General features: G+C 67.2%; 9 protein-coding genes. 8 read left to right on the top strand and 1 reads right to left on the bottom strand.

What is annotated here, in order from left to right:
- The first annotated feature begins 37 nt into the window (after positions 1-37).
- The 8 genes from ACOXXX_RS09665 (at position 38) to ACOXXX_RS09630 (ending at position 19,743) form a co-directional block, all read left to right on the top strand.
- Positions 38-2,956, top strand: a complete 2,919-nt coding sequence (locus ACOXXX_RS09665; RefSeq protein ID WP_422826364.1) for a calcium-binding protein — start codon at positions 38-40, stop codon at positions 2,954-2,956.
- A 124-nt stretch (positions 2,957-3,080) separates the two neighbouring features.
- Entirely contained in the window at positions 3,081-3,911 is an 831-nt protein-coding gene (locus ACOXXX_RS09660; RefSeq protein ID WP_422826363.1) for a glycosyltransferase, read from the top strand.
- Positions 3,912-3,928: 17 nt separating this feature from the next.
- Positions 3,929-5,272 (top strand): oligosaccharide flippase family protein, encoded by a 1,344-nt coding sequence (locus tag ACOXXX_RS09655; RefSeq protein ID WP_422826362.1) that lies wholly within the window; start codon positions 3,929-3,931, stop codon positions 5,270-5,272.
- A gap of 210 nt (positions 5,273-5,482) precedes the next feature.
- On the top strand, positions 5,483-11,962 hold the full coding sequence (locus ACOXXX_RS09650) for a type I polyketide synthase (RefSeq protein ID WP_422826361.1): 6,480 nt from the start codon (positions 5,483-5,485) through the stop codon (positions 11,960-11,962).
- 4 nt (positions 11,963-11,966) lie between these two features.
- Positions 11,967-12,983 carry a glycosyltransferase family 2 protein gene (locus ACOXXX_RS09645; protein WP_422826360.1) on the top strand — a complete coding sequence of 339 codons (1,017 nt, stop codon included), beginning with the start codon at positions 11,967-11,969 and terminating at the stop codon, positions 12,981-12,983.
- A 4-nt stretch (positions 12,984-12,987) separates the two neighbouring features.
- Positions 12,988-17,553 carry a MupA/Atu3671 family FMN-dependent luciferase-like monooxygenase gene (locus tag ACOXXX_RS09640; RefSeq protein WP_422826359.1) on the top strand — a complete coding sequence of 1,522 codons (4,566 nt, stop codon included), beginning with the start codon at positions 12,988-12,990 and terminating at the stop codon, positions 17,551-17,553.
- A gap of 3 nt (positions 17,554-17,556) precedes the next feature.
- Positions 17,557-18,231, top strand: coding sequence for a 4'-phosphopantetheinyl transferase family protein (locus tag ACOXXX_RS09635; protein WP_422826358.1), 675 nt, complete (start codon positions 17,557-17,559; stop codon positions 18,229-18,231).
- Positions 18,232-18,426: 195 nt separating this feature from the next.
- A complete protein-coding gene (locus ACOXXX_RS09630) occupies positions 18,427-19,743 on the top strand; it encodes a chain-length determining protein (RefSeq protein WP_422826357.1) in 1,317 nt (438 codons plus the stop codon).
- A gap of 45 nt (positions 19,744-19,788) precedes the next feature.
- Here ACOXXX_RS09630 and ACOXXX_RS09625 read toward each other — a convergent pair whose 3' ends face one another.
- Positions 19,789-21,300: a CpsD/CapB family tyrosine-protein kinase gene (locus ACOXXX_RS09625; RefSeq protein WP_422826356.1), complete on the bottom strand. Its 1,512-nt coding sequence runs from the start codon at positions 21,298-21,300 to the stop codon at positions 19,789-19,791.
- Positions 21,301-21,333: the final 33 nt, after the last annotated feature.

The raw sequence follows: 21,333 nt of genomic DNA, 5'->3' as shown, positions 1-21,333 counted from the left end.
ACCCATATCCTTGCGGCGTAGCGTATCAGGAGCGGGCATGTTCAGAACCGGGGTTCTTGCAGTTGGACTGTGGCTGGCAGCGGTCGGCGCCAGCATCGCGCAGGAGCGTGACGCGGTCCGCGCCTACATGTTCGCCAACAGCCTGGTGCATCACCTCAGCGACGATCCCGCCACCAACGTGCCGCACTGGCTGGACGCGCTGGCCGACGCCGCGGGCAAGGAGTTCTCGGTCGATGGCCAATGGATGTTCCTCAAGGCCCTGCCGGATGAACTGCCGCCCGAACCCAACTGGAGCTTTCCGGGGGTGGACCGTCTGCGCATCGGCCGCGGTCAGGGCTTTTCCGATGCTGGCGTCGACACGATCCTTCTGAACCCCGAGAACTTCATCCAGTACCGCGCGCCCGATCTGCCCTACGAATGGGACAATCCCGGCAATGTCACACCGCTTGGCGCGACGCTTGCGGCCTTCGACGCGGCGGATGCGGGACCGGACGCGCGCTATTTCATCTACGAAGGCTGGGCCGACATGGAAAGCTTCGTGCGCAGCTTTCCCCCAAGCGCGCGGCAGCTGCGGCGCTACTACCGGTTCAACTCCGGCGATTATGCCGAATGGTACGACGATTATGTCGCGGCGCTGCGCGACGCCCGCCCCGGCGACGACATCCGCCTGATCCCGGTGTCCCGCATCCTGACGGAGCTTTTGACCAACTCCCCGCTGTCCGAATTGCCGGTGACGGAGTTCTTTTCCGACGATGCGCCGCACGGCACCGCGAACACCTATTTCCTGGCCGCGATGATCACCTATGCCGCCTTTTTCGAGGCCGCCCCGCCGGAAACCTTCACGGTGCCCGACACGTTGCACCCGATGATTGCTGACGGTTACCCGATCCTGCGCCGGATCGTCTGGCAGGCGGTATCGGGCCAGACCGATGAGGCCCGGAATAGGGCCGAAGAGGTGCGCCCCCCGGCGCTTCAGCCGATCCGGGCGGCGCTTGACCTGCCGCCGCGCGGCGCACGGCCCAGCGGCCTGCCCGCGCTGGCCATCGGGCTCAACGGCATCTCCGACTGGTCGACCCAGCATCCTTTTGTCGACCTGATGAAATCCTCGCGCGAATGGATCGGTCATGCCCCTGGCCAGTGGGGCGGAATGGACGCCGACGCGCTGCGCGAGGGCGGCTATCTCGACGCCGATGGCTGGCCCCTGCGCATCCCCGACGGCATCGACCGGATCGAGGCGCTGATCCTCACCGACCAGCCCGAAGAGGCGGAGTATCTGCAAGGCCGCTACATCGTGCGCTATGACGGCAAAGGCGAACTGGCCCTGACGGGACGCGCGCGCCAGCAGTTCTTTGGCCCCGGCGAGGCGTCGTTTTCCTACACTCCCGGTGACGGGCTGGTGGGCGTCGCGATCCGCGCCACCGATCCCGACGATCCGATCCATAACATCCGGGTCGTGCATGAGGATCACCTGCCCCTGCTCGAGGCGGGGGTGATCTTCAATCCCGACTGGACCCGCCGCATCGCCGATTTGCGGGCGCTGCGGTTCATGGACTGGATGGCAACCAACGGATCGGATCAGCAAGTCTGGGACGACCGGCCCCGCCCCGGCGATGTCACCTATACCCGGCGTGGCGTGCCGATCGAGGTGATGCTGAAGCTTGCCAACCAGATCGGCGCCGATCCCTGGTTCACCTTGCCGCACATGGCCGACGACGCTTACGTCCGCGCCTTTGCCGAGGCAGTCAAAACCGGCCTCGATCCCCGGCTCAAGGCCTATGTCGAATATTCCAACGAGGTCTGGAACTTCATCTTTCCGCAGGCGCAATGGGCCCAGGCCCGGGCCGAGTCGCGCTGGGGGCCCAGCGACAGCGGCTGGATGCAGTTCTACGGCCTGCGCGCGGCGCAGGTCATGGACATTTTCACCGAGGTCTTCGATGGCAGCCCCGACCGGCTGGTGCGGGTCACCGCCATGCACACCGGCTGGCCCGGTCTGGAAGAGCAGGTGCTGATGGCGCCGCTCGCCTGGCTGGAACTGGGCCGCACCCCGCAGGACAGTTTCGACGCCTACGCGGTGTCGGGCTATTTCGGCCATGGCTTTGCCACGCCCGACACCGCCGCGCAGATCAACGGCTGGCTCGACACCGCCGAAGCCGAGGCGACCCGCGCCGGGGCGGCAGAGGGCCTGCGCCGCGTAGCCCTGCGCGAATACGTGAAGCCGCGCCGCTTCGACGCGGCGTTCGCCCCAGCGGCAGAGGCGCTGCGCACCGGCTCGCTTCGGGACCTGCTGACCGATCTTTGGCCGCACCACGCGCAGGCGGCGCGCGCCGCCGGTCTGCAACTGATCATGTACGAGGGCGGCACACATGCCATCGGGCAGGGAGCCCTCATCGAAGATGCGCGGATGACGGATTTTCTGACTGCTTTCAGCTACAGCTCGGAAATGGCCGGTCTCTATCAGGAGCTTCTGGCAGGCTGGATCGACACCGGCGGGCGGCTTTTCAATGCCTTTGTCGACGTTGCCACGCCGACGAAATGGGGCAGCTGGGGCGCGTTGCGGCATCTGGACGATGCCAACCCGCGCTGGGATGTGCTTATGGCCCACAACGCCACCGCCCCCGCCGATTGGGAAGATCGCGACCTCGCCGCCTTTGCCGACGGCGTGATGCGGCAGGCCGGGCCGGGCGGTGAAACCCTGACCGGCACTGCGCAAGAGGATATCTTGCTGGGCGGCGCCGGTGCCGACGTCCTGATTTCCAACGGCGGTGCCGATCATCTGCACGGCGGCCCGGGACAAGACCGCGCGATCCTGCCCGGCACACCGGACGATTACCAGATCAGCAGCGAAGGGCCGCTGACCCTCGCCAATGGGGCGCAGGGCACGACCTATCTGGCCGGGATCGAGGTTGTCGCCTTTGACGACGCCGGGGCCGAACTGCGCCTTGACGGCGGGCTTTGATCGGTCGCGACCCCGCAAAACCGGCGGATTTCCTTTCTTTGGCCATCTTGTGGTGGCATAGCCGCGCCAACGGTGGCGGTTTGCACAGGCAGGCCGGTGATTTGACCAGGTGACGGGGGCGGATATGCCGATGATCAGCGTGCTGATTCCGGCCAGCAACGAGGCGGCGCTGATCGGCGGCTGCCTGACCGCGCTTTGCGCCTCGGACTGGCCCGGTTCGCGGGTCGAGGTCATCGTGATCGCCAACGGCTGCACCGACGACACCACCAAGCTGGCACGCGGCTTTGCGCCCCGGTTCGCCGCACGCGACTGGTCGCTCGTGGTCCTCGACCGGGCCGAGGGTGGCAAGCTCGCAGCCCTCAACGCAGGCGACGCGGCGGCGACCGCGCCGATCCGCGCCTATCTGGACGCCGACGTGACCGTCAGCCCTCCGCTGTTGCACGATCTTTACCGACTGCTCGACACCGACGCGCCGCGCTATGCCAGCGGACAGGTGCGCATCACCGCCCGTGGCCGGGCCGCGCGCGCCTATGCTCGCATTTACCGGCAGGTGCCTTTCATGCGCCACGGCGTGCCGGGCTGCGGGCTTTTTGCGGTCAATGCAGCGGGTCGCGCCCGCTGGGGCACCTTCCCGCAGATCATTTCCGACGACACCTTCGTGCGGCTGCACTTCGCGCCGGGTGAAAGGGTGTCGGCCGCCGCTAGCTATGACTGGCCCCTGGTCGAAGGATGGGAAAATCTTGTCAAGGTGCGGCGCCGTCAGGATGTCGGAGTCGACGAGATCGCCACCGATTACCCCGCCCTTCTGGCCAATGACGACAAACCCGCCTTTCCGACCTCGGAAAAGCTAAGCATGGCGCTGCGCGACCCCGTGGGCTTTGCAGTCTATTCCGGCGTCGCACTGGCCAGCAGGCTGACGCGCGGCCGCGCCTCGGGCTGGAGCCGGGGCCGATGATCGGCGTGCTCTCTCGCATGCGCGGTGGAAGCCTGAGCGCGCGCGCTCTGCGCGGGTCGCTGGTGACCGTGGGCGGCTTCGGCGGCAGCCAGGTGATCCGGTTGGCGTCGAACCTGATCCTGACGCGGCTGCTCTTTCCCGAAGCGTTCGGGATGATGGCGCTGATCGCCGTCTTCATGCAGGGGCTGGCGATGTTCTCGGACGTGGGCGTCACACCGGCCATCATGCAAAGCAAACGCGGTGACGACCGCGATTTCCTCAACACCGCCTGGACGATCCAGGCGATCCGGGGCGGGTGCCTGTGGCTCGCGGCCTGCGCGCTGGCTTGGCCGATGGCGCAGTTCTATGGCGAGCCGCAGCTGATGTACCTGCTGCCGGTGGCCAGCCTCACGCTGATCATCCAAGGCTTCAACCCGACGCGAATGGACACCGCCAACCGCCATCTTGTGCTGGGGCGGCTGACCGCGCTCGACCTTTTGGCGCAGGTGCTGGGTATTTTCGTGGCGGTGGTCCTTTCCTGGCTCACCGGATCGGTCTGGTCTTTGGTGATCAGCGGGCTGGTCAGCGCCGTGGCGGTCCTGGTGCTTTACAACCGCTACCTGCCCGGAGAGCCGAACCGCTTTTGCTGGGAACCCGCGGCGGTGCAGGAACTGGTGCATTTCGGCAAATGGATATTTCTGTCCACGGTCTGCGGCTTCCTGTTCCTGCAAAGCGACAAGCTCATCGTCGGGAAATACCTGCCGCTCGACATGTTCGGGGTCTACAACATCGGCTTTTTCCTCGCTTCCTTCCCGCTGCTGCTGGGCGGCATGGTGACGCGCAAGGTGCTGATTCCGATCTACCGCGAACGCCCGCCCCGCGAGAGCCGCGACAATTTCCTCAAGCTGCGCCGCATGCGCTTTCTGCTCAGCTTTGCGCTGCTGTTGCTCGTGGGTGGTTTTGCGGCGCTGGGCGACTGGCTGGTCACGCTGCTGTATGACCCGCGCTATGCCATGGCGGGCGCCGTCGTGGTGCTGATCGGCTGCATCCAGATCCCGCAGATCATCGTGCTGACCTACGATCAGGCGGCGCTGGCCGCAGGCGATTCCAAGCGGTTCTTCGTGCTGGCGGCGGCGCGTGCGGTGCTGATGATCGCGGGCCTGCTGATCGGGTTCGAGGCGGCGGGCCTGATCGGGGCGCTGACCGGCCAGGGCATGGCGGTGTTGCTGGTCTATCCGGTGGTGGTCTGGCTCGCCATCCGCATGGGGGCCTGGGACCCGCTGCACGACGGGGTTTTCGCGGTCTTCGGGCTGGGGCTGGGCGGGCTGGCGCTATGGCTGAACTGGGGCGCCGTGGCCGCGCTGATCGCCGCCGGAGCCTGAGCGCCGAGCGCCCTTTGCCCGGCCGCGCGGGGTTTCCAGGATCGTGACAATTCCCCGTAGTCTACGCATTGCCTCACCCCCATATACAGTGGGCGCGATTTGGCGGTAAAATGCGGCAAGTCCGAGGAGGAAGCCCAGAAATCGCCGCAATTCCTCCTCAATTCGACGTTAACGAATTGGGTGTTCAGTGAGTGGCGGGGTCTGTTCCGAATGTCTGTTGATCACATCGATGCGACCATAAGTGATACCGACATTGCCATTGTCGGCATGGCTGCGCATTTGCCCGGTGCGGCGTCCATCGCCGCCTACTGGCGCAATCTGCGCGACGGCGTGTCGTCGATCCGTCGCCTGTCCGAGGATGAGCTGCGCGAGGCGGGCGAAAACCCCGGCCTGATGCGGCACAAGAACTACGTTCCGTTCGCCGCCCCACTCGACGGGTTCGAGATGTTCGATGCGGATTTCTTCGGCCTGTCGCCGAAAGAGGCGGCGATCATGGACCCGCAGCACCGCCAGTTTCTGGAATGCGCCTGGGAGGCGCTGGAAAACGCCGGTCACGTGCCCGACACCTTTGACGGGCAGGTCGGCGTGTTCGGCGGCTGCGGCATGGGCAGCTATTTCTATTTCAACGTCTGCTCGAACCCCGACCTGGTGGACAACACCGGCATGTTTCTGTTGCGCCACACCGGAAACGACAAGGATTTCATGACCACGCGGCTCAGCCATGTGCTCGACCTGCACGGCCCTTCGATCAACCTGCAGACCGCCTGTTCGACCTCGCTTGTCGCGACGCATTATGCCGCGCAGGCACTGCTGAACGGCGAATGCGACATGGCCCTGGCGGGCGGCGTGACCATCGAACTGCCGCAGGGGCGCGGCTATCTTTATAAGGAAAACGAAATCCTCAGCCCGGATGGCGAGTGCCATGCCTTCGATCACCGCGCCCAGGGCACGGTCTTCGGATCGGGCGCGGGGGTCGTGGTTATGCGGCGCCTCGCGGATGCGGTCGCGGACGGCGATCACATCTGGGCGGTGATCAAGGGCACGGCGGTCAACAACGACGGCGCGGCCAAGGCCGGGTATCTGGCGCCGTCGGTCGACGGACAGGCCCAGGCCATCGCCGAGGCACAGGCGGTCGCTGGCATTTCCGCCGACACCGTGGACTATGTGGAATGCCACGGCACCGGCACCTATCTGGGCGACCCGATCGAGGTTGCGGCGCTGTCACAGGCGTTCGGCCAGACGACCGATGCCAGGGGGTTCTGCCGCATCGGATCGGTCAAGACCAACATCGGCCATCTGGACACGGCAGCGGGCGTCGCGTCGCTGATCAAGACCAGCCTTGCGCTGCACAACCGGCAGATGCCGCCGTCGCTGGGGTACGAGGCACCGAATCCTGCCATCGATTTCGACGCCTCGCCCTTCCGCGTCAACGACCGGCTGGCGGACTGGCCTCAGCGGGCGCATCCGCGCCGCGCGGGCGTCAATTCCCTGGGCGTCGGCGGCACCAACGCGCATGCGGTGCTGGAAGAGGCACCGGCGCGCGGCGCATCCGGGGCCAGCGACTGGCCGTTCCAGATCCTCACGGTGTCGGGCCGGTCGAAACAGGCGCTGGACGACAATGCCAAGCGGCTGGCCGCGCATCTGCGCGCGCATCCCGAACAGCCCCTCTCCGATGTGGCCTGGACTCTGAAAGAGGGGCGGCGCGCCTTTGAAAAGCGCCGGATCGTGGTGGCGGAAACCGCAGAGGAGGCAGCGACCCTGCTTTCCACCGATGCGCCGCGCCGGGTGCACAGCCACACCGCGCTGGCCGATCCTGACATCGCTTTCCTGTTCCCAGGGGGCGGGGCGCAATATGCCGGGATGGCCCGCGACCTGTACGAGACCGAACCGGTCTTTGCCGAGTGGATGGATGCCGGGCTCGATCACCTTGGCACCCTGACGGACGCGGATATCCGCGCGCTGTGGCTGCCCGCCGAAGAGGACCGGCACCGGGCCGATGAGGTGCTCACCCGTCCGTCGCTGCAACTGCCGCTGATCATGATCGTGGAATACGCGCTGGCGCAGCTCTGGATGTCCTGGGGCATCACGCCCGCCGCCCTTGCCGGGCATTCCATGGGCGAAAACACCGCCGCCTGCGTCGCAGGCGTGATGTCGTTCGAGGATTGCATCGGCCTCGTGCATCTGCGCGGCCAGCTGTTCGACACCATGCCCGAGGGCGGCATGCTCTCGGTCAGCCTGCCCGCTGACAAACTGCGCCCGCTGCTGGGGGGCGATCTTGATCTTGGTGCTGTCAACGCGCCCGAACTTTCGGTCGCCTCCGGCCCGCAGGTCGCGCTTGACCGACTTGAGGCCGTGCTCAGGGCACGAGATATCGACTGCCAGCGCATCGCCATCGACATCGCCGCGCATTCGCGCATGCTCGACACGATCCTCGACCGGTTCCGTGCCTATCTGCAAAGCATTACGTTGTCCGCACCGCAGATCCCGCTGACCTCGAACCGCACCGGCCAGATGATGACCGATGCCCAGGCGACCGACCCGGATTACTGGGTGCAGCATCTACGCGGCACCGTGCAGTTTGCCGATTGCATCGGCGCACTGGCCCGGGACAACCGGATCTTCCTCGAGGTCGGGCCGGGCAAGGCGCTGTCGGCGCTGACCCGCCAGCATGGCGCAGTTCCCGGCCAGCAGGTCCTGTCGTCGCTGCGCCACCCCGAGGACGTGATCCCCGACGACAAGCACATGTTCGAGGTGCTGGGCCGCCTTTGGGCGCTTGGGGCCGATTTCGACTGGGAGCAGGTCTGGGGCGATGCAGAGCGTCACCGCGTGCCGCTGCCCACCTACGCCTTCCAGCGCGCGCCGTACTTTATCGCGCCCGGTGCCGCGCAGGCCGATACCGCGCCGCAGTACCTGATGCGCAGCGACGATATTTCGGGCTGGGGATGGAAGCCGGTCTGGCGCCCCCGGTCCGCCCAGGCCGAGGTCGACGTGGCCGAAGGGCTGGCCGATGCCGAGCCGCAAACCTGGCTGATGTTCATGGACGACGCGGGCATCGCCGCGCGCTGCGCCGCCCGGCTGACCGCCGCGGGCCACGCGGTCATCGAGGTGCGCCCCGGCGACAGCTTTGCCCGGCTGAGCGAGACGTCTTATCTGCTGGCCCCCGAACGCGGGCGCGAGGGGTACGATCAGCTGGTGCAGGATTTGCTGCGGCAGGGCCATGTACCGACCCGCGTGGCGCAGTTCTGGATGCTCACGGCGGATGAAAGCCACCGCCCGGGGTCGAGCTTTTTCCACCGGGTGCAGGAACAGGGCTTCTATGCCCTGATGTTCCTCGCGCAGGCGATCGCAGACGAGAACCTGCCGCGCCCGCTGCACATGACCGTGGTGACCAACGGTGCCGCACAGGTGCGCGACGAACCACTGGCCTATCCCGGCAAGGCGACCATCGCGGGCCCGGCGCGGGTGATCCCGCGCGAATTGCCGGGCGTCACCGTGGCAACGCTGGATGTTGAACTGCCCGCCATGCCAAGCCTGCCGTTCTGGAAACGCGGGCAGGCGCAGGCGGCGCAGGGGGCGGCGCTCGATACGCTCGCGGGTCGCGTGCTCGAGGATCTGATGGCCGACCCCGGCCAGACCATTGCGGCGCTGCGCGGTGACCGGCGGTTCGAATGCGCGATGAAACCGGCGCCCTTGCCCGCCAGCGCCGCACGCCCAACCCCGCAGAACGGCACCTACCTGATCACCGGGGGTTTTGGCGGCATCGGCCTGACGCTGGCGCAGGACTTTGCCGCGAAGGGCGCCAACCTTGTGCTTATCGCGCGCGGTACTTTGCCCGACCGCCGGGACTGGCCCGACTACCTGGCCCGGCACGCCCCTCAGGACAGCACCGCCCGCCGTATCCGCGCGGTTCTGGGGCTGGAAAAGGCAGGCGCCACGGTGCGCGTCGCGGCCGCCGATGTCTGCAATCTGGCGCAGATGCGCCGCGCCGTCGATGCCGCGACCGGGGAATTCGGGCGGATCACCGGCGTCATTCACGGCGCGGGCGTCATCGCCGACGCGCCGCTTCTGGCGAAATCCCCGTCCTCGGTCGAGGATGTGTTCACCCCGAAAATCCACGGCACGCAGGTGCTCGACCAGCTCTTCCCCGACGGATCGGTCGACTGGATCGCGCTCTTCAGCTCCTCCTCCACCGTCACGGCGCCTGCCGGTCAGGTGGATTACGTCGCGGCGAACGAATACCTCAACGCCTTTGCCGCCTCGCGTCGCGGCGGGGCCACACAGGTCACCGCGATAAACTGGGGCATCTGGAACGAGGTCGGCATGGCCGCCGAAGCCGTGGCCAGCCGCACCGGCGACATGCCCGACATCCCGGTCAGCGACGCAGGTCAGCCGCTGATCGACACGGCAACCTTTGACGCTGCCGGAAACCGCCTGTTCCATGCGGAATTCTCCGAGGATGACTGGATCATCGACGAACACCGGACCGCGCAGGGCGACGCGCTGTTGCCCGGCACCGGCTATCTGACGCTGGCGGCCCATGCGCTGCGCGCGCAGCGCGAAACCGGCGCGTTCGAGCTGCGTGATTTCACCTTCCTGCGTCCGCTGCACGTGGCCAAGGGGCAAAGCCGCGGGGTGACGCTTCGGCTCTCCCGGCAGGACGTGGGCTACGGGCTCGAGGTGCTGGCCGACTGCACCCTTCAAGGCCGCGAAGGGCGCTGCCTGACCGCGCAGGCGCAGATTGCGCTGACCCCGATGCCGCAGCCGCGGCAACTGGACATCGCCGCCATCCGCGCCCGCTGCGGTGCCGAAGAGGCGCATGCCAATGGCGGCAAGCTGCGGTCGGCCCAGGAGGTGCATCTGAATTTCGGTCCGCGCTGGAAGGTGCTCGACACCCGCGCGCTGGGGCAGGGCGAAGGCATTGCCACGCTGTCGCTGCCCGCCGCCGCGCAGGAAGATGCCGGGTTCGTGCTGCACCCCGCGCTGCTGGACATCGCCACCGGCTGGGCGATGGAACTGATCGCGGGCTACACCCCAACGCATCTCTGGGCGCCGGTGTCCTATGATCGCGTGCGGGTCTATCACCCGCTGCCTTCCCGCATCGTTTCGTGGGTGCGCAACGCGGGGGAAAATCACTCAGGCGCGGAATCCGCCAGCTTCGACGTCACGCTGGCCGCCCCCGACGGCACCGTCTGCGTGGAGATCCGCGGCTTTACCATCCGGCGGCTTGACGACATCGCCGTTCTGGCCGCCCCGCCGCGCCTGACCGCCGCAGAGGTGGAATTCGACGATGCCGCCGACGGCACGTCGCAACCGCTTTCCGCGGCCGAGGAACGGCTGCATCACAATCTCACGCAGGGCATCCTGCCCCACGAAGGCGTCGTGGCGTTCCAGCGTGCGATGGGACTGGGCCATAGCCAGATCGTCGTGTCGTCGATGGATCTGGATGCGCTGACCCGGCAGACCGCCGCCAGTACCGCCGAGGCGGGCGAGGCTCAGAAATTCGACCGCCCGCAGCTCGATGGCGATTACGTGGCACCCGCGAATGACATCGAACGCACCTTGGCCGGGTTCTGGCAAGAGCTGTTGGGGGTTTCCGACCCGGGGGTCGAGGACAGCTTTTTCGACCTTGGCGGGCATTCGCTGATCGCGGTGCGGCTGTTTTCCATGGTCAAAAAGGCATACCGCGTCGATTTCCCCATCTCGATCCTGTTCGAAGCGCCGACGATCCGCAAATGCGCCGCACTTATCGCCGAGCGCACAGGTGCCAGCGACACCGACACCGGCGACACCCCGGCCAGCCCCCGCGCGCCCGAACGCCGTTACAAGCATCTGGTTGCCATGCACGACGGCGAAGGTGGATCGCGCACGCCGTTCTTCCTGGTCGCGGGCATGTTCGGCAACGTGCTGAACCTGCGGCATCTCGCGCATCTTCTGGGCAGCGACCGGCCGTTCTATGGCCTGCAGGCGCGCGGCCTTTATGGCGACGAGGCCCCGCACCAGACCATCCCGGACGCCGCGCGCGACTACATCGCCGAGATGAAGCAGGTGCAGCCCGAAGGCCCCTATATGGTGGGCGGATTTTCTGGCGGCGGCATCACCGCCTACGAGATCGCGCAACAATTGCGCGCCATGGGTGACGAGGTCGCGCAGATCGTGATGCTGGATACCCCGCTGCCGCAACGCCGTCCGCTGACCGGGCGGGACAGGCTGCTGATCCAGTTGCAGGAACTGCGCCGCAAGGGGCCACTCTATCCGCTGACATGGGCGCGCAACCGCCTGCGCTGGGAACTGCGCAAGCGCCAGAAGGGATACCAGCAAAGCGCGACGGAACACGCCTTCCACAATGCCGCGATCGAGGCGGCGTTCCTGGGTGCCGTGGCGCAGTATCAGGTCAGGCCCTGGGATGGCCGCCTTGCGCTCTTCCGGCCGCCGCAGCAGGGCCACTGGACTGTCGGTGACGGGCGCATGGTCGATGCCGACCGCGCCTATGTCCTGCCCGACAACGACTGGACCCAGCACGCCCCGCGCATCACCGTGCACGAGGTGCCGGGCGATCACGACAGCATGGTGCTGGAACCCAACGTGCGGGTGCTGGCCGCGCAGATGCGCGAAGAGATCGTCGCCGCCGAAGCGCAGGCGGGCGACATGGGCCAGATCATCGAATTCGATCCGCGCCGGGCGGCGGAGTAGCGCCATGGACCACAGCGTGCTCACCGTCTTGCTGAACTACCGCACCGCCGACATGACCCTGCGGTCGGCCCGTGCGGCGTTGCGCGCGATGGAGGGGATCGCGGGCGAGGTGGTGATCGTCGACAACGACAGCGGCGACGGGTCGTTCGACAAGATCGCAACCGGTCTGCAAAGCGCCGAATGGGCGCATGGCGCGCCCATCCGCGTGATCCAGTCGGGCCACAACGGCGGCTTCGGCGCGGGCAACAACTTTGGCATCCGCGCGGGGTTCAAGGGCGGCGGCACGCCCGATTACATCTACATCCTGAACTCGGATGCCTTTCCTGCGCCCGATGCGATCCGGACCCTGCGCAGCCATCTGCAGGCGCATCCGCAGGCCGGATTTGCGGGCAGCTATATTCACGGGCCCGAGGGTGACGCGCATGTCACCGCCTTCCGCTTTCCGACCGTGCTGTCCGAGTTGGAAGGGGCGGCGCGGTTCGGCCCGTTGTCGCGGCTGTTGTCCGAACGCGCCGTCCCTATCGGCGTGCCGAAGGACACGCAGCGCGTCGATTGGTTGGCGGGCGCGTCGATGTTGATGCGGGCCAAGGTGCTGGAGCGGATCGGCCTATTTGACGAGACGTTCTTTCTCTATTTCGAGGAAACCGACCTTTGCCTGCGCGCCGCCCGCGCCGGCTTCGAGACGCATTATGTCCGCGAAAGCGCGGTCGAGCATATCGGATCTGTGTCCACCGGCATGAAGACCTGGACGCGCATGCCGTCCTACTGGTTCGACAGCCGCTGGCACTATTTCAGCAAGAACCACGGCCGCGGCTATGCGGCACTGGCGAGCCTCGCGCATGTTACGGGCGGGATTTTGTGGCGTCTTCGGCGGGTGATCCAGCGCAAGCCCCCCGCCGATCCGCCGCATTTCCTGCGCGGTCTGATCCTGCACGATCTGCGCGCGCTTCTTCGGTCGACACCGGGCGCGCGACAGGCGTCGCCGCAGCGGGCGACGCTCCTAAGACCCAAACCGGAGTAATCTCATGGCCAGTTTCACCGCCATCGTGATCGGCAACGAATCCCTGACGCAGCAATGCGCCGAACGCCTGCTGGCGCGCGGACACAGGCTTGCTGCGCTCGTGACGCGCAACGCCGACGTGGCGGGCTGGGCGCGCGGGCAGGGGGTTCGGGTCGTCGACGCGGGGCCGGGCCTGGCGGAGCGGTTGGGCGGGCTGCGCTGCGACTGGCTGCTCAGCATCGCCAACCTCGACATCATCCCGCAGGCCGTGCTGGACCTGCCCGCCAAGGGAGCGGTGAACTTTCATGACGGGCCATTGCCGCGACACGCGGGCCTCAACGCGCCGGTCTGGGCGCTGGTCGAGGGCGAGGCGCGCCATGGCATCACCTGGCATATGATCGAGGGCGGCATCGACGAAGGCGACATTCTGGAACAACGGCTCTTTGACATCGCCCCCGGCGAAACCGCGCTGACGCTGAACACCAAATGCTTTGCCGCCGGGATCGAATCGTTCGACGCGCTGTGCGTGGCGCTGGAAACCGGCGCGCCGGAAAGGCGTGCGCAGGATCTGAGCAAGCGCAGCTATCACGCCCGCGACGACCGTCCGCAAAAGGGGGGCATGCTGGATTTTGCGGCCACCGCCGACACGCAGGAGCGGCTGATCCGGGCGCTGGATCACGGCGGGTACTGGAACCCGCTCTGCACCGCGAAGATCGTGGTTGAGGAAGCGGTGGTCCACGTTGGCAGCGCGCGGCTGGCGCAGGCGCAGGCGGCCCCCGGCACGGTGATCGACGTAACGGACGCCAGCGTGACCATCGCCTGCGCGCAGGGCGCGCTGGTGATGTCGGGTTTGCGCGACGATGCGGGGCGCGCGGTTGCTGCGACGAAGATGTTCGAGGTGGGGCAGGTCCTTGGGGCCGACGCCAAGGCGACCCCGCCCGAGGTGATCCGCCATGACGGTTTCTGGCGCAAGCGGCTGCAGGCCTTCACCCCCGCCGGGGTCAATGGCCGCGGCATGGCGCAGGGCACGACCGCCACGCTGCCTCTGGCAGAAGGTGTCACGGCCGCCACCGTCGCCGCCTGGGTCCTGCAAATGGCTGGGCCGTGCGATCTGGCACTCACGACCGCCGCGCTGCGCAGCCATGCTTCCGCCGGCATGGTCAGCGCATGGCTGCCCCTGCGCGTGACGGACAGCCCGAACCTGGCCACGCTCGCGCACGACATGGCAGAGGCCGTGACACAGGCGGAAAAGCATCTGGGCTTTGCCGCCGACCTGCCGCTGCGCGATCCGGCGATCGGGCAGCTTGTCACGCCCGACATCGCGCTGTCGCTGAACGCAGGCCCGGTGGCCGGTGCCGCGCTCACCGTCGAACTGTCGGACCAGGGCGCGACGCTGCATCACGATACCGGCGCCGTCACGCCCGAGCTTGCGGGCCTTCTTGCCGCGCGGATCGACGCGCTTGCCGCCGCGCCCGATGATGTGCCGCTGGGCGATCTACCCCGTCTGCCGGTGGCCGAACGCGATCTGGTGCTGAACGCCTGGAACGATACCGCGACGGAGTATGACACCGCCCTGACCATGCACCGCGCGTTCGAGGCGCAGGCGGCCCGCACGCCGGACGCCACCGCGCTGGTAATTGAAAACCAAAGCCTGAGCTATGCCGAGCTCAACGCCCGCGCCAACCGGGCCGCACGGGTGCTGCGGGACATGGGCGTGGGGCCCGACAGGGTCGTGGGCCTGTGCACCCGACGCGGCATCGACCTGATGGTCGGCGCGCTGGCGATCCTCAAGGCAGGCGGGGCCTATCTGCCGATGGACCCGGGCTATCCCGCCGACCGGCTGGCGCATTTCATCGCAGACAGCGGCGCGTCGGTGATCGTGACGCAGGACGGGTTGCAGGCCGATCTGCCGCGACATGACGCGCAGGTACTGGTGCTGGATACCGACCCCCGCATAGCTGAGGCGGCGGCGGACAACCTGCCCGACACCTCCGGCACGGAGGATCTGGCCTATCTTATCTACACCTCCGGTTCGACCGGAAAGCCCAAGGGCGTGATGATCGAACACCGCAACGTCGCCAACTTCTATGCCGGAATGGACCAGCGGGTGGCGCATGATGCGGGCGGGACCTGGCTTGCGGTCACGTCGCTGTCGTTCGACATCTCCGTGCTCGAGCTTTTCTATGCCACCGCGCGCGGCTTCAAGGTCGTGCTCAGCTCGGATGCCGACCGCGGGCTGATCTCCAACGGGCCGCTGCCGGTCACTGGCGGTATGGAATTTTCGCTGTACTACTGGGGCAACGACGACGGCGTCGGCCCGGACAAGTACAAGACGCTGCTGGAAGGCGCGAAGTTCGCCGACGAAAAAGGATTCGTCGCGGTCTGGACGCCCGAACGGCATTTCCACGCCTTCGGCGGGCCCTACCCGAATCCGTCGGTCACCGGGGCCGCCGTTGCGGGGCTGACGAAAAACATCGGCGTGCGCGCCGGATCCTGCGTCGCCCCCCTGCATCATCCCGCCCGCATCGCCGAGGAATGGGCGGTGATCGACAACCTGACCAACGGGCGCGCGGGCATGGCCATTGCCAGCGGCTGGCAGCCCGACGATTTCGTGCTGCGCCCGGAAAATTCGCCGCCCGACAACAAGACCGCGATGATCGACAGCATCACCACCCTGCGCAAGCTCTGGGCCGGGGAGGAGGTCGCATTCCCGCGCAAGGACGGCAGCCTGCATGCCGTCGTCACGCAGCCGCGTCCGGTGTCCAAGGATCTGCCGGTCTGGGTCACGACCGCCGGCAACCCCGAAACCTGGAAAGAGGCCGGGCGCCTTGGCGCCAATGTGCTGACCCACCTGCTGGGCCAGTCGGTCGATGAGGTCGCGGGCAAGATCAAGATCTACCATGCCGCCCTGCGCGAGGCCGGATATGATCCGGCCGATTTCACCGTCACGCTGATGCTGCACACTTGCCTGGCGGACACCCGCGAGGACGCGCGCGAAATCGCCCGCGAGCCGATGAAGGGCTACCTGCGCTCTGCCGCCGGGCTGATCAAGCAATACGCCTGGGCGTTCCCGGCGTTCAAGAAACCCGAAGGCGTCAAGAACGCGTTCGAACTGGATCTTGGGTCGCTGGACGAGGACGAGCTTGAAGGCATCCTCGATTTCGCCTTCGAGCGGTATTTCAACGATTCGGGCCTTTTCGGCACCGTCGAGGATGCGCTGGCCCGAACCGAGGCGCTCAAGAAGATCGGCGTCGGCGAAATCGCCTGCCTGATCGACTATGGCATCGCGCCCGATCTGGTGCTCGAAGGGCTGAAGCCTCTGGCCGAGGTATGCGCGCGCGCCAACCAGAACACCGAACTGCCTGCGGATGATTTCTCGATCGCCGCTCAAATCCTGCGCCATGACGTCAGCCACCTGCAATGCACGCCCTCGATGGCGCGGATGATCGCGATGAACGACGAGGCGCGCTTTGCCCTGGGCCGGGTCAAGCATCTGATGCTGGGGGGCGAACCGCTCCCCGGCGCGCTGGTGGCGGAGTTCAACGGCCTGACCGACGCGACGATCACCAACATGTACGGGCCGACCGAAACAACGATCTGGTCCTCGACCGAACCGGCGCGGGCCAGCGACAGCGTGGTCAATATCGGCACTCCCATCGCCAACACCCAGCTTTACGTTCTGGACGAGGATCAGCAGCCGGTGCCCGTCGGCGTACCGGGCGAGCTGTGGATCGGCGGTGACGGCGTCACGCGCGGCTATTGGAACCGGCCCGAGCTGACGGCGGAACGATTCCTGCCCAATCCGTTCCATTCGGGCCGCATGTACCGCACTGGCGACCTGGTCACGCGCCGCGCCGACGGGCGGATCGATTTCGTCGGACGTGTCGATCACCAGATCAAGCTGCGCGGACATCGGATCGAACTGGGCGAGATCGAAGCGACGCTCGAGGCGCAGACAGGCGTGCGGCAGGCCGTGGTCGCCGCGCGCGAGGATCTGCCGGGCGATCTGCGGCTGGTCGGCTACTACACCTCTGACACAGCGCTGGATGAGGCGGCGCTCAAGACCGCGCTGACCGGGGCGCTGCCGGACTACATGGTGCCGTCGCGGTTCATGCGGCTGGACCGTTTTCCGCTGACCCCGAACAAGAAGGTGGACCGCGGCGCGCTGCCCGCCCCGGTGAAGCCGCTGGCCAAACAGACCCCGCGCCCGGTCGCGCGGGTCACCGTGGCCACGGCCTCTGCCGATACGGAGGCGCGGATCGGTGCGATCTGGGCGCGAGTGCTGGGGCTGGATGCGGTCACCGGGCGCGACAACTTCTTTGATCTGGGCGGGCATTCGCTGCTGGCGGTGCAGGCGCACCGGCTGATCCGCGAAGAACTGGGCGCGCAGGCGCTGTCGATCACCGATATCTTCCGCTTCCCGGTGCTGTCGGCCCTGGCGGGGCGCGTCAGCGGGCTGATTGCCCCCGCAGAGTCCGGGCCGAAACCGGCGACGCCGGTGGCGGCCAACGCTCCGGCAAACGACCGCGCGCAGGCCCGCAGCGATGCCATGGCCCGCCGTCGCGCGATGCGCGCCCGCCGCAGCGCCTGAGCCATGGATTTCGCCGCGCTGACAGCCTTGCGCGACCGCGCGCGCGCGGACCTTCCCGGCTGGCTGTCGCTTGAACTCGCCGATGCCACCGCGCCGCAACCGCCGCTTTTCCCCGAGGAGGAGGCGGCGGTTGGCCGCGCGGTGGCGTCACGCAGGGCGGAATTCAAGGCAGGCCGCGCTGCCGCCCGGGCAGCACTGGCGGCCCGTGGCGGCCCGGCCTGTGCGATCCCGGCGGGGCCGGACCGCGCGCCGGTCTGGCCTGCGGGCTATTGCGCCAGCATCACCCATACCGGCAGCCTGTGCCTTGCCGCCGCCGCGCGGCTGTCGGATGCGCAGGGCGTTGGCCTTGACCTCGAGGTGTTGCAAATACTCGAGCCCGGTGTGCTCGAACGGGTCAGCACCGAAACGGAACGGGCCGGCCTGCCCGCCGACCCCGATCACGCCGGGGCACGGATTTTTTCCGCCAAGGAAGCCGCCTACAAGGCGCAATATCCGTTGAGCAGGACGCTTTTCGGCTTTGACGGGCTGCGCTTCGACGCAGAGGGTGACGGGCGTGCCCGCCTCGGTTTTACCCGAGATATCGCCCCGTTTGCCAAGGGTGACGTGCTGACCGTCCGGCAATGGCAGCACGCGGGGTTGGTGCTGTCCGTTTGTCTCCTGCCGCCCGGCGAAGACTAGCATTATGGCGAAAATGTGTTCGTAATCCGGGATTTGGAAATGATCTGTTTCGACCCTCACCCGGAAAAATCATGGCAAAATTTAGCCAAATCCCCTAAATTGCGGCAGGAAGAGGGCGAAAGTACGGGCGAGCGTCGCGCGTGCCAATATGCCGTCTGACCGATCGCATTGGGGGCCCACTGCGGGAGCAGTAGTATGAACCAGTTCCAGTCGTTTTCCGAAGTCATGGCCGCCCTGCGGCGGCGCAAGGCGATGATCCTTTTCATCGTCATCATCGGCTCCGTGCTTTCCGTGCTCAACGCCCTGGGCATGACCAAGATGTACGAGGCGACCGCAGTCGTGCAGATCGAAGAGGCGCGGATTCCCGATGCCATGGCCGGCACGTCGGGCGAAGCCGAGGACGCGTCACTGCGGTTGCGCCTCATCGAACAGCGCCTGATGGCCCGCGACAATGTCGTGGCGATCATGGACAAGCACGGCATCTATGCCGATCAGCCGGACATGTCGCTGAACGAACGCGTCGCCGCCCTGCGCGAAGCGGTCCGGATCGTCGAGATCCGCGACGATTCCCCCTCCTGGCAGCGCGGTGCGGCGTCGGGGCTTTATATCACCGCGCAGGTCAACAACCCGCAGAAGGCCGCCGATCTGGCCAATGAACTTGCGCTGTCGCTGGTTGAACAATCGGCGCGTCGGGCCGAGTCGCGGGTGCGCGAAACCTTCGATTTCTTCGTCGATGAATCCGAGCGGGTCGAGGCCGACATCGTCGCCATCGAAGACCGCATCGCCAGCTTCAAACAGGAAAATGCCGAGGTACTGCCCGAAGGCATCGCCGCGCTGCGGGTCGAAGGGTCGTCCCTGCGGGAAGCCGCGCTGCGGCTGGAGCAAGAGATCATCACCCTGCAAAGCAACGCCGACCGTCAGCGCGAGGAGGTGCTGGAACGCCAGGTCGCGCTGCTGGAGGAGCAAAAGGCGCTGATCGCCGAACGGCTGACCCAGATCGACGCGCAGATCCGCCGCGCGCCCGAGGTCGAGCGGGCCCTGGGCACGCTGGAGCGTGAACTGACGCGCCTGCAAGAGCAATACACCGTCATCACCCGCCGCAAGGCCGAGGCCGAGATGGGACAGATGCTGGAAGACCGCGCGCAGTCCGACCGGTTCGAGATTCTGGAAACCGCGCTGGTGCCCGAGTTTTCGGTCTCGCGCAGCCGCAAACGCACCGCGCTGATGGGCGCCGTGGCCAGCATCATCGTCGCCGTCGGCGCGGCCTTCCTGATCGAGTTGCGCAACCCTGCGATCCGCAACTCAGCGCAGATGGAGCGGGTGCTGGGCATGCAGCCGGTGGTGTCGATCCCGCAAATCCGCAGCCGTGGCGATGTCCGCAAACGCCGCATCGCCCTGGGCGCGACCCTGCTGACCATCGGTCTGGCGGTCTTTGCGGCCGTCCGGTTTCTGGGCGAAAAGTTCTGGCAGCTCGGGCTGGACAGGATCCTGCCGCGCCTGACACAATCCTGACAGCGCTTGCGGAACGTCAGACGGTGGCGGTCAGGCGGTTCGGGATCAGTAGGCGTAGGTCTTGACCGACACGCCTTCTGCCATGTTCAGCACCATGCCCAAAAGCGGGGTCTGCGTGCCCAACCGGCGCTCGACCTCCTTGACCTCGCTCTCGGTGGTGATGCCGCCGCCGATCACCAACAGCACCGCATCGAAATGCGCGCGCGAGGCGATGACGTCATCGGAACTCAGCGCTGGGGGCATGTCGTAAAGCACGACATCGGGCTGCAGCTTTGCCTGCATCTGCTGCAGGCTGCTTGCGGTGGCGGGATCCTGCAAAAGCTCGGCGGCGTAATCCTCGACATGGGTATTAAAGCCGAAGGCAATATTGCGGCCGACGTGAACCTCGTTCGGGCCCGGGCGCAACATGTGCGCAAGCGGTGACACGTCGCCCCGCAGCATGTCGCCGATCCGGCCCTGCGGGTTCAGGCCGAACGCCTTGTGCAGGCTGGGAGCGCGCATATCGAGGTCCAGCAGCAGGGTGCCGCAGTTTTCCTGACGCGACAGGCTGATGGCCAGGTTGGCGGCGGTGAAGGTCTTGCCGCAATCCTTGGTGGGCGAGGTGATGGCGACCCGCGACCAGCCGTGTTCGGCCAGCCCCTGCAGCAGCCGCGTGCGCAAGACGTCAAAGATCGCGTGCGCCGGATCGCTGCGTTCGGCGGTGATGATGCGGTTGCGCTCCAGCAGACGCGGAGCCAGTTCGAAGGTGCCCAGCCGCGCCCAGTTGTCGGCGCGGGTCGGCGGCGTGGTATCGGCTCCGGGAGCGTCTCGGACAGCTTCGTCTTCCTTCTCCTCGGCCCGGGTCTCTGTAGCCTCCGGTTCCAACTGCGGCTCTGTCACCGGTTTCGCGGCATCCGCTACGGGCTGCGCGTCCTTGGTCTTGGCCTGATCCTCGGCCTGCTTGGCCAGCAATTGCGCCTGTGCGCGCTCCTGCGCAGCGGCGCGGGTGGCGGCGATCTTTTCGGCCTTTGCCTCTGCCTCTGCCCGAGCGCGCTGTTCGGCGGCGCGGGCGCGCTGGCGGCGCTCGGCGGCCTCTGCCTCGGCCTTGCGCTGCGCCTCGGCCTTGCGCTGGGCCTCGGCCTTTGCTTGGGCTTTCTGCCGCTGCTCGGCGTTCTTCGCCGCTTGTGCGTCCTGCCTGGCGGCGTCCCGCTGTGCGCGTTTTTCCGCTTCGGCCTTGGCGATGGCGGCGGCCTCTGCGGCCTTGCGGGCCTGGAGCCGATCTGCGGCTTCGCGCTGGCGTGTCTCTTGCGCGCGGGCTGCGGCCTCTTCGGCGTCGGCGCGGCGTTTCGCTTCTGCGCGGGCCTCGGCCCCGCGCTGCGCGGCCTCTTGTGCCAGCCGTTTCTGTTCCGCCTCGCGGGCGGCCTGCTGTGCGGCGGCGCGGCGGGCCAACCGCTCTTCACGCGTTTCGAGCGGCGGAATGGGCGCTTCTTCGGTTTCGGGCACGCGGCGCGGCAGGATGTCGGACGCATCCTCTACCTTGGCACGGCGTTTGCGCCGAAACTTGGGTCTGTCGGCCATGCTCACGCCTCCAGGCTCCGGGCAGGGCAGCGC

This window comes from Thalassococcus sp. BH17M4-6, assembly GCF_049323015.1.
GTDB lineage: Bacteria > Pseudomonadota > Alphaproteobacteria > Rhodobacterales > Rhodobacteraceae > Puniceibacterium.
This window is presented reverse-complemented; position numbering and strand designations above follow the sequence as displayed.